General features: G+C 34.0%; 16 protein-coding genes. All 16 read right to left on the bottom strand.

From position 1 onward, the window contains the following. Positions 1–181 precede the first annotated feature (181 nt). The 16 genes from NL111_RS03135 to NL111_RS03060 all read right to left on the bottom strand — a co-directional run bounded on the left by NL111_RS03135 (position 182) and on the right by NL111_RS03060 (position 17,482). Complete coding sequence (locus NL111_RS03135) at positions 182–673, bottom strand: PTS sugar transporter subunit IIA (protein WP_285110464.1); 492 nt, start codon at positions 671–673, stop codon at positions 182–184. A 189-nt stretch (positions 674–862) separates the two neighbouring features. Then, positions 863–1,597, bottom strand: a complete 735-nt coding sequence (locus NL111_RS03130; RefSeq protein WP_285110463.1) for a BglG family transcription antiterminator — start codon at positions 1,595–1,597, stop codon at positions 863–865. A 31-nt stretch (positions 1,598–1,628) separates the two neighbouring features. Next, positions 1,629–2,060: a BglG family transcription antiterminator gene (locus NL111_RS03125; RefSeq protein ID WP_285110462.1), complete on the bottom strand. Its 432-nt coding sequence runs from the start codon at positions 2,058–2,060 to the stop codon at positions 1,629–1,631. A 130-nt stretch (positions 2,061–2,190) separates the two neighbouring features. After that, the gene (locus NL111_RS03120) at positions 2,191–3,645 is read right to left on the bottom strand and encodes a glycoside hydrolase family 1 protein (protein WP_285110461.1); all 1,455 of its coding nucleotides are present in this window, start codon (positions 3,643–3,645) and stop codon (positions 2,191–2,193) included. Between the two features lie 15 nt (positions 3,646–3,660). Further along, positions 3,661–3,996, bottom strand: a complete 336-nt coding sequence (locus NL111_RS03115) for a PTS lactose/cellobiose transporter subunit IIA (protein WP_024862496.1) — start codon at positions 3,994–3,996, stop codon at positions 3,661–3,663. 34 nt (positions 3,997–4,030) lie between these two features. Beyond that, a complete protein-coding gene (locus NL111_RS03110) occupies positions 4,031–5,257 on the bottom strand; it encodes a PTS sugar transporter subunit IIC (protein WP_285110460.1) in 1,227 nt (408 codons plus the stop codon). A gap of 23 nt (positions 5,258–5,280) precedes the next feature. Next, on the bottom strand, positions 5,281–5,583 hold the full coding sequence (locus NL111_RS03105; protein ID WP_285110459.1) for a PTS sugar transporter subunit IIB: 303 nt from the start codon (positions 5,581–5,583) through the stop codon (positions 5,281–5,283). Between the two features lie 328 nt (positions 5,584–5,911). Continuing rightward, positions 5,912–8,236, bottom strand: coding sequence for an alpha-glucosidase (gene ygjK, locus NL111_RS03100; RefSeq protein ID WP_285110458.1), 2,325 nt, complete (start codon positions 8,234–8,236; stop codon positions 5,912–5,914). Positions 8,237–8,721: 485 nt separating this feature from the next. Next, positions 8,722–9,768, bottom strand: a complete 1,047-nt coding sequence (locus NL111_RS03095; protein WP_285110456.1) for an acyltransferase — start codon at positions 9,766–9,768, stop codon at positions 8,722–8,724. Between the two features lie 16 nt (positions 9,769–9,784). Next, the gene (locus NL111_RS03090) at positions 9,785–11,200 is read right to left on the bottom strand and encodes an oligosaccharide flippase family protein (RefSeq protein WP_285110455.1); all 1,416 of its coding nucleotides are present in this window, start codon (positions 11,198–11,200) and stop codon (positions 9,785–9,787) included. Between the two features lie 2 nt (positions 11,201–11,202). Then, entirely contained in the window at positions 11,203–12,327 is a 1,125-nt protein-coding gene (glf, locus tag NL111_RS03085) for a UDP-galactopyranose mutase (protein ID WP_502929573.1), read from the bottom strand. A 32-nt stretch (positions 12,328–12,359) separates the two neighbouring features. Beyond that, positions 12,360–13,259 (bottom strand): glycosyltransferase family 2 protein, encoded by a 900-nt coding sequence (locus NL111_RS03080; RefSeq protein WP_285110453.1) that lies wholly within the window; start codon positions 13,257–13,259, stop codon positions 12,360–12,362. 79 nt (positions 13,260–13,338) lie between these two features. Next, entirely contained in the window at positions 13,339–14,295 is a 957-nt protein-coding gene (locus tag NL111_RS03075; RefSeq protein ID WP_285110452.1) for a glycosyltransferase family 2 protein, read from the bottom strand. A 52-nt stretch (positions 14,296–14,347) separates the two neighbouring features. Continuing rightward, on the bottom strand, positions 14,348–15,457 hold the full coding sequence (locus tag NL111_RS03070; protein WP_285110450.1) for an EpsG family protein: 1,110 nt from the start codon (positions 15,455–15,457) through the stop codon (positions 14,348–14,350). 40 nt (positions 15,458–15,497) lie between these two features. Further along, a complete protein-coding gene (locus tag NL111_RS03065) occupies positions 15,498–16,496 on the bottom strand; it encodes a stealth family protein (RefSeq protein ID WP_285110449.1) in 999 nt (332 codons plus the stop codon). A gap of 17 nt (positions 16,497–16,513) precedes the next feature. Continuing rightward, on the bottom strand, positions 16,514–17,482 hold the full coding sequence (locus tag NL111_RS03060) for a glycosyltransferase family 2 protein (protein ID WP_285110448.1): 969 nt from the start codon (positions 17,480–17,482) through the stop codon (positions 16,514–16,516). Positions 17,483–17,507: the final 25 nt, after the last annotated feature.

Below are 17,507 nucleotides of genomic sequence, written 5' to 3'. Positions count from 1 at the left end.
CTAATTTACTGGTTAACAAATATAAGTGTCCTACTTTACTTGTTAACAAATTATATATAGCAAAAAGCTAGTAATAAACAGCAATGTTTATCACTAGCTTTTTATTTTTGTACGTATGTAACTTACTCTATATTAAAATATTTCTTACTTCCATTATAAATCCTATCTTTATGGTCAATTCTTATAACATCCCCTTAATCCTCCCCAAAAAGTCCTCGTAACTCGTGCTTCCAACCAATTCAGCAATATTCTTTTCTTCCGTCATCACGTCCGATAACCTGTCAAAAATATTTCTAAACAACTTAGAATCTTCTTTTCGCACAGCTAAAGCGAATACTAGATAAACGCGACTTGTTCCCCAAGTTAGCCCGTTAGGATTGATATAAATGAACCCCTTGGTACTATGCGCTTTCATGGTTAACGAATGGGGAATTGCTATTTTACCAAACGCCGTGGACGACATTTGTTCCCTATCCAACAAATCTTTTTGGTAATCTTGGTCAGTTACCTTAGCTTGGTAAAAGGCATTGGCAATATGCTCAATAACGGCTTCCTTCGTTTTTAATTGTCGACTAATCGTGAAGAAACGTTGGTCGAAAAATGTTCCAATTTGGCTATCAAATGCCCTCCGCCGCTTTTCATTACCAATTTCATCGATCTTATTTTTCAACATGCGATTATCATTTTTCGTAAAGAATGGCGAGATTTGTACACTGGGTACTCTAGTTGAGCTTCTATCTGTAAAGGCAATTAATAAATCAAGATCATTTTCTACTGTAGACTCTGTGGTGACGACCTTTGTAATTACTAGTTCACTACCAAAATTCTTCTCAATTTGATCGACAATTGATAGAAATTTTCCCTAATAATCTGGAATTAAAATTGTTGTCCTTAGCCGTTCTTTATCTTCAATCTGTTTTGCAATGGCATTTCCAATATGCATAGCAATATAGGCAATCTCGTTATCAGGAACCGGCACTCCTACATAGTTTGCAATCTTATGAGATATTAGCACCGCACATTCGTAGACAGTAGGGCTTTGAGCCTTCATTTGATTAGCCATCGGATTTTGAATGCTTTTCCCGTCTCGCAACCGTTGAATTAACCGGCTAACGTGAATCGCAAATTGATTTATAAAATCAGGTCCCGTCAAATCAATTTTATAAATGCTCTTCACGTAAGCAAGAATGACGCGAATTAAGCGTAATGAACTTTCTGAAATACTGTCTTTCATATCAATCGTCCATCGGGAAACCGAACCATCAATGACCAGCCCCAGACTTTCTAAGTCATCTTTAGAAAAACGAACGTTTGTCTGACTGTTTTCAACTTCCTTTAGTAAATCTTTGGCAAAGCGACTACTTTTCCAGTAAAAATCATCTAACTGTGGTTGCGTTTGATATCCATCTCTAATCCGTTGGATGGCAATTACCACGTGTAAAACAATGTTATTCAAATCAAAAGTATTCAAATAAATATGATGATCCTTTGCGCATGTTTGCGTAATCGTGTACAGCCCATCTAAATCAATTGTAGGGAAGTTGCTTCGAATGATTGATTTACTAATAAAATTTCCGTCGCTTTCTTTATATAGCATGTCTGAAAGCATGTGTCGCTTATCTTCTTCGCTACCAGAGATAGAGAAATAATCCCCCTCGCTGTTTCAAAGTTAAGTCAAAATTTTTCGCGTATTTTACGGCCGCTTTAAAATCAAGTTTTAAATTAGATTCACTAGCAAAAATTTCTTCAGCTAGATCGTACACATTTACCGGCGCATCGTTGCTTAACAATCTATTGAGTACGTAAAAAATCCGTTCCCGCTTAGTAGTTGGGATTTTGGACCCTTTTAATTCCGGTTGTTTTTCTTTAATTTCTCTAGTGCCCTCATATTTATAGCCCAACTTTGAAGAAACCACTGGGTGATCTGCCGATAAATTTTTATAGTACTTTTTAACGCTTCTATCTGACACATCCAAAAAAATCGATAGTTCTTGAACACTATGCCACCCCGGTTTGGTCATGAGGTACCGGAGCATTTTCTCTTCTCTTTTTGTGGACATCATTATATCCCCTAATCATGAGCATTAACTATGCTTAATTTGAAAACTTGCCAATTAAAACATGGCTTTCTACGCAAAATTTCGCGAAAAGCATTCAATATAGCTTAATCGCGAAATTATAATTTTTTACCTAAAGTTCTTCACCATTCGTAGCGATAACTTTCTTGTACCAAGTAAAACTATCTTTTTTGAACCGTGCGCCAGTTCCGTTCCCTTCATCATCTAAGTCTACGTAAATGAAGCCATAACGCTTAGACATTTGTTGAGAAGAACAAGAAACGATGTCAATAGGTCCCCATGCACAATACGCAATTACGTTAGCTCCGTCATGAATTGCACGACCAACTTGTTCAATATGTTGTCTTAAATAATCCACCCGGTAATCATCATGTACTTTTTTGTCTTCAGTTAACTCGTCATACATTCCAATTCCATTTTCCGCAATGATAATTGGCTTACCGTACCGATCCGCATACTGCGAAAGCGTGTTGTAAAATCCTTGAGGATCAATTGCCCAACCCCATGGGGAAGCCTTCAAATATGGATTAGGTGTATTATCGTTAACTTCATACTTGTTCTTAGTGGAATCAACCATTTGAGAGTAATAGTATGAAATCCCTAAGAAATCCATTGGGTTCTCTTTGATCAACTTCATTTCTGCATCAGTAATCGCCAACTTGATGTCGTGATCCGCAAAATAATTTTGGGCAAATTTAGGGTAAGCTCCCCTAAACTGCACATCGGTAAACATGTATTGCATTCGATTATGCTGTAATGCTAATACAACGTCATCCGGTTTCGCCGTCGCAGGAAAGACGGTACCGTCAGCAACCATGGTTCCAATATTTAAATTAGGATGATTAAGAGTTTTGGCATAGTTCTTAATCCAAGCCGCCGCCACCATCTGGTTATGGGTTGACTGGTATAACGCTTCTGCCAAATTATCATACTGGTCCGCTGCCACCCCCACGGATAACCATGGTTCGGTTTGTACCATATTAATTTGGTTAACTACAATCCAGTACTTAACCCGGTCGCCAAACCAATCTAGTAAAGTCTTTCCGAATTTCTCAAACATCGGAATCACATCTTTATTTGGCCAACCGCCATATTTAAAAGTAATGTTAAGCGGAGTTTCGTAATGGTTCATCGTGATGATTGGCTCAATATTTTTACTTAAAAGATAATCAATCATCTTTGAATAATGCTCTAATGCCGCAACGTTGGGTTCTTCGTCATCCCCGTTAGGAAAAATTCGTGACCAATCTAGGGAAGTTCGAAAGGTTTTAAAACCCATTTCACTCAGTAAATCAATATCACTCTCGTACGTATGGTAAAAATCGATACCGTAGCGCTTAGGATAATAGTGTTCCTGGTCGGTCACTCCTGCTTTGGCTTGTGCTAAAGTCATTCCTTGTACTTCTATTTTTTGAATTTCTTCATTAGAAAGTCCCTTTAAAAAAGGTTGGACATCTGAGGAGTTTAGTCCTTTACCATCTTCACGATAAGCACCATCTGCTTGACTAGCTGCTTGAGCTCCTCCCCACAAAAAATTCTTTGGAAAATACGAATACTGATTTTTCATAATAAAATTCCTTTCTTATCTTTTTCCTTCTTTGCGTTCAAATATGCCAATTAACTTCTTAGATAGATTGTATTCACTCATAATGGTCATTACCGTGTCTTGAGCATGGGTAAACAGCACTGAATACTCTACGGCATCGCCTTCCGCTTCTTTTTGTAGTTTCTTAGTTTGAATACGGTGAGCAGCTACCAATTTTTGATTGGCTTTTTCCATAAGTTCTTTAGCAGCGCTATAATCACTCTCTGCTACTTTATCAAGCGCTTTTGAAATAAAATCCCGTGCGTCTCCCGCATTAATAATAATTTCCATCGTTTCTTTTACAGATTCATTTGAACTTTCTTTATCAGCCATATTAATCAATTAACCTTTCTCAAATTATTAATTTTTAGTTTTCTTCTTTAATAAGATTACTGTCGTAAATTTTGAAAAATGGGTAATAAATCAATCCTCCTACACAGAATAGAATTGCAAGAAGAATTAAAGCACTAATCGCTGGACTTACTATCCATGTAACAAATGGGAACGGGATATACCACATTTGCATCAATGAATGCGGTATTGGTGATAAACCAAATTTAAACCAAAATACAGTAATTAATGGCAATACAATCCCGTTAATCCATAACGGCAGCATCAAATATGGATTCCAAACAATTGTCCCAAAAACTAGTGGCTCATTAATATTAAATATTGAAGGAACAACGCATGCCTTTCCTAAAACTTTTAATCTCTTAGATTTACTCCAGAAGAGCATCATTAGCACTAATGGCATGGTGCAACCTACCCCACCAATCCAAGGGAAACTATAAATCAGTTCACTAGTAAAAATGTGCGTAATCGCTTGTCCGTGTGCAAATTGTTGTGCGTTATTAGCAATGCCAGCAAACATGATTGGCTGATCAATCGCTGCTAAAACCCAACCAGAAATCCCCATTGAATAAATAAAACAGTCAAAAAATAGGAATAAAGTGAATCCCCACCAAGTATCTAATGAATTAGCTAACGGTGAAAATACTGCTACTACCAGCTGGTAAAGATCAAAGTGAACTAAATAAGTTAAAATCCATCCAGTTCCAACTACCAGGATGATAGATAACATGGAATCAAACCAAGCAATCACAAAATCTGGCAATGCAGTATCTTCATTAAAAAAGCTAAATTTACCAAAGAACCCCATAATAATTGCAACAAAGCCGCCTACAACCAGAGCTACAAACATTCCCCCAGCTCCTAGTTTAGAGAATTGATATGAAATAATTGAACCTGTTTTATCCCAAGTTGGATTAGCAAACATCAGGAATAGCGCAACTGATGATAACCCAGCAATAATCTTTTGTTTATTTAATTTCTTTTGCTCCATCACATTAAACGGGAAAAGAAAAGCAACAAAAATTGATGTAAGTCCAAAAGTAAAGCTACTAATCGGCGACAAATCTGGCCACCATTTAAAAAAATTAGCCGGAATATCAAGTAATGTAATTAGTGATCCAACAAAAATAAATGGTAAAACCTGTAGAATAGAATTCTTGATAGTCAATATCCATTGGTTATTTGCAATTTTCTGTGCTCGTGGAGCAAAACCTTTATTTAAAGCATCCATGAACTTATTCATCGGAATGCCTCCTCTCCATTTAATTAAACTTCTGATTTGATATGCTCAACGGCCGCTGCCCCATCTAAAATTGAATAGTAATCTGGCTTCATCAAAATCGTAACGACCTTGTCAGGTACACTTTTTTGAAGTGCTTCGAATTCTGATTTCAAATGCGGACCCACCATTAAAATATCAATATCATTGGCGTAGTCATTAAGTTCTGCTTCGCTACGGGCTTGAATTTTATAATCTAATCCTGCTTTTTTGGCAGCTTTCCGCATATTTGCCGCCATAAAACCCGATGAAGCTCCCGATCCACAAACTAGTAAGACGTTTAAACTCATAATAAATACCTCCATGAATGATTTCTTTTTACAACCTTAGAATAAAGCCTTTTCATTATTATTTAAATTTAGCTTTTTCACCGTGAGGGGAAGTTTTATGTCCGTTTAAATTATGGGATTTTCTTTTTAAAGAGATGTCAAATATTCACTCACCTCTTTATCAAATTTTTCAAAAACAAATTTTAAATATAACGGGACCTTAATCATATCCATACTGTGGGAGAAAAAAATAAAATCTATTTTTATGAAAACAAAAAATCCAGATTCTCAGGCTTCGCCATCCTAAGTCATCTGGATTTTTGTTTGTCTACTTATTCTTTAACCTGTCCTACTTAAAATACTGCTGCGACGACGTTTGGTCATCACCTAAAACATTGTGGTGCAACATGTAAAATACCCCTGAAGACCAGGAGAAGTTTGACGAATTCAAACCGTCTCCATTTAATGGGTTATAGTTTTCACGAATTGGTCCGCTTCCCGTTAATCCTTCGGCGTGGTCGAATAGCTTTTCGGTTTGCTTAAGTGCCTCAGAATTGTAGTTATAATTCTGTAACCCTTCGATTCCAAACATCGCTTGATCCAGCCAAACTGGTCCTCTCCAATATTGGGTTGCCGTGAATTTTTTGTTATCCCGCGAAGTAGTTGGGAAAGGCATGTACGTGTTAAACATCTTTTTATTCATTAGAACTTGTTTTACTTGATCAGCCTGAGCACTCGTTGCAACCCTTGCCCAAAGCGGAATCAACCCTTCAGGACCCTTCCCTCGATTTGAAAGCAACAGAGTCGATCCATCCTTGTTACTTTGTAAGTCGTAGAAGAACCCGGTTTTCTTATCAAACATTTTAGATTGAATCTTATTTTGTAATTGTGAGGCTTCAGCGGTATATTTTTCAGCATCGGCGGTATATCCTAGTTCGTTGGCAATCGCCGCTAAAAATCCTTTGCCAGCGTACAAGTAAGAATTCAAGTCAACGGACTCTTGGTTAACTGAATATCCGACAACTTTACCCTTGCTGTCCTTATCTGGATAAACTTTAACACCTTTATCGGCCTTGCCCACTCCGGTAGCATCAAACCTTACCGCATTGTCCATTCCAGATTTCCATGCGGAAGCAAGAATTACTTCTTCTTTATTAACAACTTTCTGATTGTGTTTGTTCTTCTTGTAATGCAATGGATCGACCGTTGCGCCATATTCAGCTAAACCGTCCTTATTATAATCCCTATTGGAGTACCACCAATCATGGTAGGCAACCAACTTAGGATACATTTCCTTCAAAAAAGCTTTATCATGGTTTGATTTATAAACTTGCCAAACTGCCCATGAAGCTAATGGTGGCTTAGAATTACGTTCATTCCAGTTGATTCCATCCCCACCGCGTTCCTTATTCTTGTTGTAGAAGATGGCATCAGGGATCATCCCGGCATCTTGCGGACGCACTTTATCTTTTTTGGTAATTTGGTAATCGAACAATGCCTTAATTGAACTTTCCGCTAACTCTGGGTCAAATTCTGCCACGGCAGCGGCATGTTTCCAGGAATCCCATGCCCATAAGCCTTCGAACCACTGGTCAGACATTGAAGGAACGATTCCATCATGTTTTAGTTCTCCAGCTGGGCTTATCCAATTGGTTACTAAAGTTTCCATTCCTTTAACTGCTGCCCGATCATACTTGGCTTTGTTAGCAACTTCCTTCTTACTTTTATCATTCTCCGTTGCCTTAGTGATATAGTTATTCCAACGATTTTCATTTTGTTGGAAAAGGGTATCTACATTTGCAAAATCATTACTGGCCTTTGCTACTTCAGCATCCGCCTCTTTTTTTGTAAAGGTATAAGATTGGGTAGATTCTAAGGTTTGACTTTCGCCTGGTTTAACGGTAAGAGTTTTATTTAAACTACTCTTGTGTTTGTCACCCTTGATACTAGTTTTAACTGGCGCACTGTAAACCACGTTAAACTGATTACCAGCAGTGGTCATATAATAGTTATCGTTTCTAACCTTCGAAAATTTGACCTTTACCCCGTTAGTACCTTTCACTAACTGCTGTTTAAGATTAACCGCTTTCTTTTCCCGGGTCTTTAACTTATTGATAATGTCTCCCGTCCAGTACGCTTTTAAACTTAGATTAGTCTTGCCAGTATTTTGAATGTTTGTTCTAACCATTGCCGTGCGGCTATCAGTAAAGATTAGATCCAAAGCGATCGTCAAATTTTTAAACTTATAAACCTGGTTCAAACGGCCTGGATAATAGTTAAAACTTCTCTTAGCGTCCGCAAAGTTAAATTCTTTATTCGTTTTTGCGTTGATAATATGTAGCTTAGAAATTTGGTGCGACAAATTGACTGGATATTCTTCAGCTATAATCATGGGCCCCGGGAAACCACCATACGTCGAAGATACCCCTTCTTTTGGCAAATAATAAGCATGCCAAGCACCTTGATCTGAAAAAGATGAATACTTATTGGTAGATACTTTTTTATTCTTTGAATAGAAATTTGCAGTCGGATTGCCGCTTATATCTAAGACATTTTTGTAATCTTCTACCGTATCAGCTTTAACAGAATATCTGTTTTCATTTAGTAAAATTCCGACACTTAGCCCACACACTACGCCTAAAAGGCATTTTTTTATAAGACTAGAATTGATCATATGTTACCCCTCCCCGTAAAAACATCAATATCCCTCAAAAAAATTGGAAACATAAACTTTTTTAATAACAGCATATTTATCTCCACTTGCAATTAGAATGGCGATACATTACCACATTAACTTTAATTTTTTATGTTTTAAAACACACTGTTTGTCAGCTATAACAGTATCATTAAAACGCATACATTTGAATAATTTTTTGTTAATCAGGTTAATTACTTTTAGTGAAATTTCATGAAAATAAATACGTGATTTGTTAAATATATCCACTACAACAAAAAAAGCCGTCAATCGGGGTGATTGACGACTTTTTCTTGTTAGATAAATATATTTCATAGATCAATAGACATGTTACCATTTATTAGTTAAGTTAACAAGGGTTATTAATAGGACATACTATACAACTAAATGTTAGAAGTTATTTATAGAATATTCTTAATATAGTAACTAAACCTTTTGATTACGTATCAATAAAGCTAATATTTCTAAAAAACAACTAATTTATTTAAATACGGTATTTTTGCCATTACGTACGTAATAATCCACGAACCAATAAAGACTCCAATTATAGTCACTAAATTAATAAATATACCGCTAGTGCCTAAAAGTTTCTCAAATATTTTTAGAACAATAACGTGCACTATATAAATACCGAAACTATATTTTGAAATTGATTCAATAATTTTTGTTTGCGCCGTTGAAAATCTGGGAATGAATAAACAACACAAAAACATGAAATTGATCCAAAGAAAAATCAAGATATTATCATAATTATATTCGGCAAATGGAGTGTTTACTAATCTAACGTTCAAAATAGAGTAAATTAACATTAGGACACTAGTTATTCCTAGTACGTATCCTATCCACTTTTTTAATTTTGAAAAGCCATCTCGCCTGTAATAAAAGCCAATAAGTCCACCAGCCATGTAGTAACTACTCCACGTCCATAATCTAAATGTTTGGATTACACTTTTTTGAATAGGCATCTGACCTGAAAAATGGTTATATAAATCAAATCCCCATGAAATCAACAAACATAACAGCATAATAACACTAAACAGCTTTATAGACCTTTTTATTATTGAATTAAAGACCGGGACAAACAGAAGCATAATAATTAACGCACCTAAAAACCAGAATTGGAAAAAGAATCCCCTTTGCAAAAAGGACTTGCCTACTATGATTAAGTAGTTTTCTTGATTCTTCCCTAGTAAAAATTTGGTCAAATATAAAATTGCATTCCAGCTAAAAACAGGCACTAATATTAAACCAATCTTGGTATATATATATCTGTAAGACATCTTAGATCGGTTAATTAGAAAAAAACCATTTGCCATAAAAAACAATGGCACTGCTGCTGTTCCTGCATAGTACAAAATTTCTGAAATAATGCTAAGATTACCAATCTTAAAAGTCTGATTACTGTAAAAAAACGGCATTGATGTATGTAACAAAATAACACTGAAACATGCAAACACCTTAACTAAATCAACACCTATAATTCTTTTCCTCGAGTTACTCACTATTTTCATCCTATCTAATCTTAATTTACCGTTTAATCATGCCCTTTGCGTCTTTGATAACTTTCGTTCGTAATACAACCAGCAACGCAAAATAAGTGACTATGCCAACTAATACTTCAATAATTAGCATTGTCCAATTATTTTCTAAGTTCTTATCTAAGAAAAGCACAACAATAAACATAATTAAACCAGCAAATAAATACTTAAAAGTATCAGCAAATAAACTGCGATACTTGATTTGCTCTCTAACAACAAACAACTGATATGCAGTAACCGCCAATTCTGATAGTACGGTTGAAAGAGTTGCCCCTAAAGCGCCCCAAGCCAAAATAAATGGGATGTTAATAACTATATTGACAACCGCTCCTATAATTACTGACTTAGTGTATGCACCATTTTGATTTGTTGGCAGTAAATATTGCGTTCCCAATGCATTGCTCCATGCAATTAACAAAATAACTACCGATTCAAGCATCATCAATGGGATTACTGCCATAAACTTGTCTGTGAAGAATAATGGAACAAACTTTGGAGCAACTGCAGCTACTCCAAACATCATTGGCACTGACATTGCTGTTACAAAAGAAAAGCTATTATACAAAAACTCCTTAGTTTTCTCCACCTCGCCCTTCATAAAAGCATTGGCAACGTGAGGAAGCATCACCGTTCCAGTAGCCGTTACCACTGCGAGAACCATCTTAATCATTTTATCTGATTGATCAAAATAACCTGCTGATTGGACGGAAGTCATCGAACCCAACATGGTCTTGTTAACTACCAAGTAAATTTGAGTAGCAATTTGTGGTACAAATAATACCAACGAAGGCTTTAAGTGCCGCCAAATTCTAAGGTGTTTAAAATCAATTTTTCCAATGTAACGTCCCAAATTAGGGAATAAGGTTAAGTTACCAATAAGTAACGATAGTGATAAAATCAGGATATAAATATACAAATCGCTATATGATTTAACGAAAGTGAAAATGCTAACCAGCGTCAAAATCTTAACGATGAAGTTCCTTAATACTGTCACACCAAAATTTTCCATTCCCATGAAAAACCATGAGATATCAAAGGCAGCAGCGATAATTGAAACTGACTGCGCAAAATAATACGTATGATAGCTACCTGTAAACATTAGAAATACTAAAAATGCGGCATAAGCCAATATAATTGTCATTACCCGCATTAAAAATATTTCGTAGAATGTTTTCGTTAATTTATTTTTATCATCACGCACATACGCAATCTGTCGATTTCCATACAAATTTACTCCAATACTTCCGAACAAAATAAAATATTGAATAATTGAATTTGTGTACGCATTAATCCCTACTCCAGTCGGTCCTAAAACCCTGGCTAAATACGGAGTAGTAATTAAAGGAACTAGCAGAATAAATACTTGATAAGCAGCATTATAAAGATAATTCTTAACGACTTGCATATTTATTTTTCTCCAAATTCATGTTCAACCGTCTGTAGAGCAGCCATAATCGTTTGGTCCATGTTGTAATAACGATATTGACCTAAACGACCACCAAACAATACACTCGGTGCTTTTTCCTTGGCTAACTCAACATACTTAGTATAAAGCTCTTTGTTACGCTTATTGTTAACTGGATAATAGGGTTCATCCCCACGATTCCAAGTCTTTGGATACTCGTGAGTAACCACTGTTTTACCTTTATTCCCCTTACCAAATTCAAAATGTTTGTGTTCAATAACTCGAGTATATGGAGTTTCAGCATCAGTATAGTTAACCACTGCGTTACCTTGATAGTCATCAACATCCATTACTTCAGTTTCAAAATGTAAACTCCGATATTCTAGTTCGCCTAATTCGTAATCAAAGAATTGATCAATCATTCCAGTAAAAATAATTTTTGCTCCAGAATTTAAGTATTCTTCCTTGTGATCAAAGAAGTCTACACCAGTTTCTACCTCAATCAACTCATGATCCAACATCTTTTCGATAATTTGGGTATACCCACCAATCGGAATACCTTGATATGGATCGTTAAAGTAGTTGTTGTCGTATGTAAATCGAACTGGTAAACGACGAATAATAAAAGAAGGCAAATCGGTTGCCGATTGTCCCCATTGCTTTTCGGTGTAACCCTTAACTAACTTTTGATAAACATCGGGGCCAACCAACGAAATCGCCTGTTCTTCTAAATTTTTAGGCTTTCCATCAAGTTTAACGCGCTTTTTTTGTTCTTCAATCTTTGCCTTAGCTTCGTCAGGAGTGATAACACCCCAAAGTTTGTTAAATGTATACATGTTGAACGGCATACTGTAGATTTCACCATTATAATTAGCAATCACCGTATTAATGTAATTGTTGAAATCAGCAAATTGATTTACGTAATCCCAAATTTTCTTCATACTAGTATGGAAAATATGCGCACCATATTGATGAACCTGAATTCCTTCAATTTCCTTAGTGTAAATATTTCCCGCAACATGATCGCGCTTTTCGATCACTTTAACTTTATGTCCTCGTTTTGCCGCTTCGTGGGCAAAAACTGAGCCGAAGAGGCCGGAGCCTACTACTAGATAGTTCACAAACATACATCTCCTAATATTTTTATAAAAATAAATTGTTATTTGTTCTTAATTTTAATTTCTGGGTTAAATCTAAACCCTGCCATTGTACCTTTAATAGCAGTACTAAATCGCTTAAACCTATTATCTGTTGCTCCTAGTGCTTTTATACCTATCACTATATTAATGATCACGTTCTTAACGACTTTTTTATTTGAATCATATTTTCTACTAATATAGATACCGTTTCTAAAGCTATTTTTATATCTCCACAACCTATCTGGAGTTGTATTTTTCAAGCTTTCAGTCGTAGCTCCATAAGAGCTTTTGTGTATAACATCACTTTTTATATCAAAATAACTAGGCATATATGTAGAAAGTCTTCTTGTATATTCTGTATCATCTCCCCAGATTTTCATACTGCCTATTGGAAGGCCTACAGATAAGATGACTTTTCTAGGTACCAATATCGATACAAATGTTGCAGCCTCAACCTTTACTAAATTCTCATTAATTTTATCTGGCCAATCTTTTGCTGGCGTTGCAATATTAGATGGCGAGCCATCGGTCCATCTAACATTAGAACACAAAAATCCAAATTCTCCCTTTAATATTTCAGCAGAGTGCACAAGAGAATTTAAAGCATCAATTTGAGGAATTGTGTCGTCATCCATAATCCATATGTAGTCTCCGCTTCCCTCGCTCATTGCTTTTCCGACACCATACTCAAAACCAGCAGCTCCACCAATATTTTCACTTAAGGTTTCAGTTATAATTTTTTCATTACGTATATTTGTCAAAAATTCCCCTGTTCCATCAGTACTTTTATTATCAATCACAAATATATGTGACAAACTATCTCCTTGTGCTAGCAATGCATTTATGCATTCCTTTAGCAATTTCAACCTATTGAAAGTAACAACAACTACATCTACTTTACTATCTTCTTTTTTATTCATTTACTCATTCTCTACTTCCATTCATTTTATAGCAATTGCCTTATTTATTACCCTAGCCTCAAGATAACCAAGAATATTTCTACTTATGATTTTTCCTAATAACAATTGATTTTATGATCCCCCATCGTCTAATTTTTATTAGAAAATACATTACACAAAATTTAAAATTAGTTTTAAATGTTTTAGAAAATAACAAGCTATACCGAGAGCCTAGCAAAGTATTGACATCTCTTTTGAAATTAAGAAGTTTTACTATCGTGGTCTTACTTTCTTTATTTTGAATATTATAAAGTTGTATTATTTTTCTAATGTGCATTAATATATTTTTATTGACTAAAATTGAAACTTCCCTTTTATCATTCTCAGTTAGGTCCACCTCATACTTCTTAATGAAAGCAAACATTTCTTTAAAGCCCTTTATAATATCAAGATGTATTTTTACCGGTTTATTTGGGTCTTTAGTCACAGACCCCTCTCTTTGTCGGTAATAATATAGAGTTTTATCTATATACGTAAACTCTCTTGATATTAAAAACGCCTGAACACTAAATCCTACATCTTCGTATGTCGTATTTTCGGGGAAATTCAGTTTTTTTATTATACTTTTTGAATACACTTTATTCCAAACCATCGTATCCATACCAGAAATTGTTGGGCTTATTTTTCTAATTTCTTCTTTATCCTCAGCGCTACTTCTGAATGTCTTATAATTGAAAATCAACAAATCTATTTTAGGGGTTAAATTATTTCGTAAAATTTCAAAATAATTTGGAGCTAGTAAATCATCAGAATCTAGAAAACATATAAAGTTTCCCTTAGCATGCTTTATAGCAAAATTCTTAATGTTTGCTGGCCCCATATGTGTGCAATTAAAAATTTTTATATAAGGAAAGTTCTTTTTTTTAATTAACTCGACTGTACCATCACTTGACCCATCATCAACAATTAAAATTTCGAGCTCATCCTCTTTATTTATTAAAACCGACTCTATAGTTTTTAGGATAGTATTTCTAGAATTAAACGTTGGAATAATCACACTAAATAAAATTATTACCACTCCCTACCATGGTTTTCCAAAACTAATTAGATTAACTTAATAAATTTCCCAGTGTGTATCTATATGGCAATACTGCGTATAAGTTTTGGACAAAAAGGAACCAATACATGAAAACAATAGCAACCATAACTGTTGCTCCAAAAAAAATCATTTTTGTGAGGTTATTTTTATACAATGCAATAGTGTTAGGTATTAAAGTTATATATACTGGAGTAAAAAGAAACAAGAGTCTCCCCGGAGTGGGCAAGTATCCTATTATTGAAATAATAATGCAAGCACAGTAATGCATATTTAATTCAGCATTATTTTTATAATATCTTTCTTTTCCCAATAAAATTCTACTGAAACACAAAAATAGCATAATTAAAAGTACTAGATAAACCCAGGTTGAACTATATTCTCCATTGTCAAATTGGCCTCCAAAATAGCTAGAATATAAATCTAATCTCGTAGACAAATAAACAATAAAATTTCTTATATAAGCAGCACTTACATTCAATACGGCCATCATTGACGCTATAAAAAATGGATTAATTTTAATTTTATCAGTGAAATAAAAAACAATAAATATAATAACCGAAGAATGAAAAAGAGATGCTACCAGAATAGTTATTAAATATAAGCTTAATTTTCTTGTCTTGATAAATTTCAAACCCCATAAGGCAATAATAACGCCTATAGATTGACGCATGCCGCTCAAGGAGAAAAAGAAAAAACCAAATGACATAAATATTATAATGCTTAACCATCTGTAGGAAGATACATTAGCAATATATAAAAAAAGGAAGGACACTATTAATAAATTAGTTAGAAAAAAAATCATCTGATAACTGTTTTGACCACCCAACCAATACCCAAATTTTATCACTAGGCGGTAAAGACTCTCTACTTTAACATTTGGCCGATTACTTAAAACAGCTGGAATTTGATATAAACTATATGTAGTATAGTCAATTCCAACATAGTATCTAATCGCTCCTGGTATAAATATTACTAAAAAAGATAGCATATATAAAAAATTGGATACTATTTTTTTATATACAGACTGCCCCACAGTATCTAAATAAGTATCATCACTTTTTACTTTTACTAACTGAACATATTCACTTGCACCTGTTAATAAAGTAGCTAAAATCATCATATACACATATATCATAAATATTTCTCACTATCTCTAAAAATTAAATTTCATATGAACTTTTTTCAGGAAATTTCTGATTAAATACGCTAAATAACATTGTTTTTATGTTGTCTGCATTAGTTACATTATCAGTGTCATTTAAACAAATCATCTTATGCTTATGATTTTTAACTTCATTTTCGATTACCCTAGTATTAGTATCACCAAGATCAAAAACAATTCCGCTGGTTGCCTCACGTACATCATAGTTGCCAGAAGCTAGTTGCCAATATCTCATTAACCATTGATTATAATCATATGGTGTTCGAAATCTGTTTTTTAAAGTTCTCTCCAATTCATTACCATATTTCTTCCATACATCCTTAAAGGTTTTTTTATTATAAGAAACTGGCAGATGACTATTCCACATCCCACTAAAATTTCTATTAGGTAGCAGTGCTATAGTTCTTAACAATTTCGCCCTATTTTTAAAATTGAATACCTTACTCCAATTTTTTTTGTAGAACTTAAATTTGTTAAAGTTTTCATTTATTATTTCCATATCATTAACCATAGCATGTGCCACACTACCCTTTGTGGAAATAATTGGACTTTCCGCATAAAGATCTCGGGGTTTATTATTTTTAAAAAAATAACTTGGTTCCACAAAATCATTTAAAAAAGTATCATCATTAAACAAAACAAAATTTTCGCTTAATTCCTCAATGTTACCAACACTTAGTTCAATTACGTTTGAGTTAAATGTTGGCAAATATTCCTTATTTATATAGTCGTCATGATTTATTAGTTTAAGTTTCTGATTATTTGGATCAATCCAGTCAGGTACTTGATTATCTGTTATTAAAAATATTTTATTAACCCACGGAGCATATTTTTCTACTGATCTAAACCAAAATTTTAAAGTGTCATAATCTCTATATCTGCTTTCCGTATTAATTAATTTGTTTTCATCATTCTTTTGATAACTATTTTTTTTTGAAATCCATTTATCGTCACTACCATCAACCCAAGTTATAACAAAATCAATTTTTTCTTCCATAACTCCTCCACTGAAAATCATCTTTCTCTTAAACTTAAGAAAAAATTATACAAATTTATATTTATAAATATCAAAATCAAAGCTATCTTTAATTCCCAATTACTTTTTTTATAAAAAATAATCGAAGAAGAGTACCCCAGTAAATCACTGCGTATTTTGTTTACTAATTCTTTGTAATCCCTTGAATTGTCTGATTTAAGTATTTTACTCATTACACTCACACTTGCCCATGCTTTTCTAACTCTTGCTTCTCTCTTTAGATCGGGAAATTCTTTTAATATTTTTTCTGTCATAACTTCAGTACTTGTTATTAAGTCTAAATAAGAACTTTTAAATTTAGAGCGCGTTATTGACTTTTCTCTTATTTTGTAATGATATTTAACTTCATTACCAACAGCTACGCCCTTAGTTTCACTCACAAGCACAGGAATAGCGTAGGTATCTTCAAATAACAACCCTTCTGGGAATATATGCTTATCAAACAAACTTGATTTATAAAGTTTTCCCCATGGAGATAAATCAACTTTATGCATTACTAAAACATCTTGAATCCAATCATGAGCACTCATAAAATGACTCGGATTTTTAAAGCTCTTATTGATACTTTTTTTATTTTTAAATTCAACTATATGTTGGCATGAAGCTATATCTGCATTAAACTTTCTAGATAAACTTAACAAATATTCCAAGTAATCAGGATCTACTACATCGTCTGAGTCAATAAAAGTAATATATTCTCCTACACTTTCATCTACTCCTCTGTTTCTTGCTGCTGATATTCCCTTATTTTCCGTATTTATCAGTCTATACTTACAACTAATATCCATCTCATTTATTTCGTTCACTGTATTATCGGTTGATCCATCGTTTATAATAATAATTTCAAAATTTTTGTAAGTTTGTTCTTGGATAGCATCTAAACACGTAACAATTAAATCTTCCACATTATAAACTGGAACAATAACAGATATGAGCCCTTTATTCAACTTAGTTTATCTCTCCCTATAATCA

The organism is Pediococcus sp. AC40 (genome assembly GCF_030252485.1).
GTDB classification, from domain to species: Bacteria; Bacillota; Bacilli; order Lactobacillales; family Lactobacillaceae; genus Pediococcus; species Pediococcus acidilactici.
The sequence above is the reverse complement of the archived record's forward strand: the minus strand, read 5'-3'. Positions and strand labels throughout refer to the sequence as shown.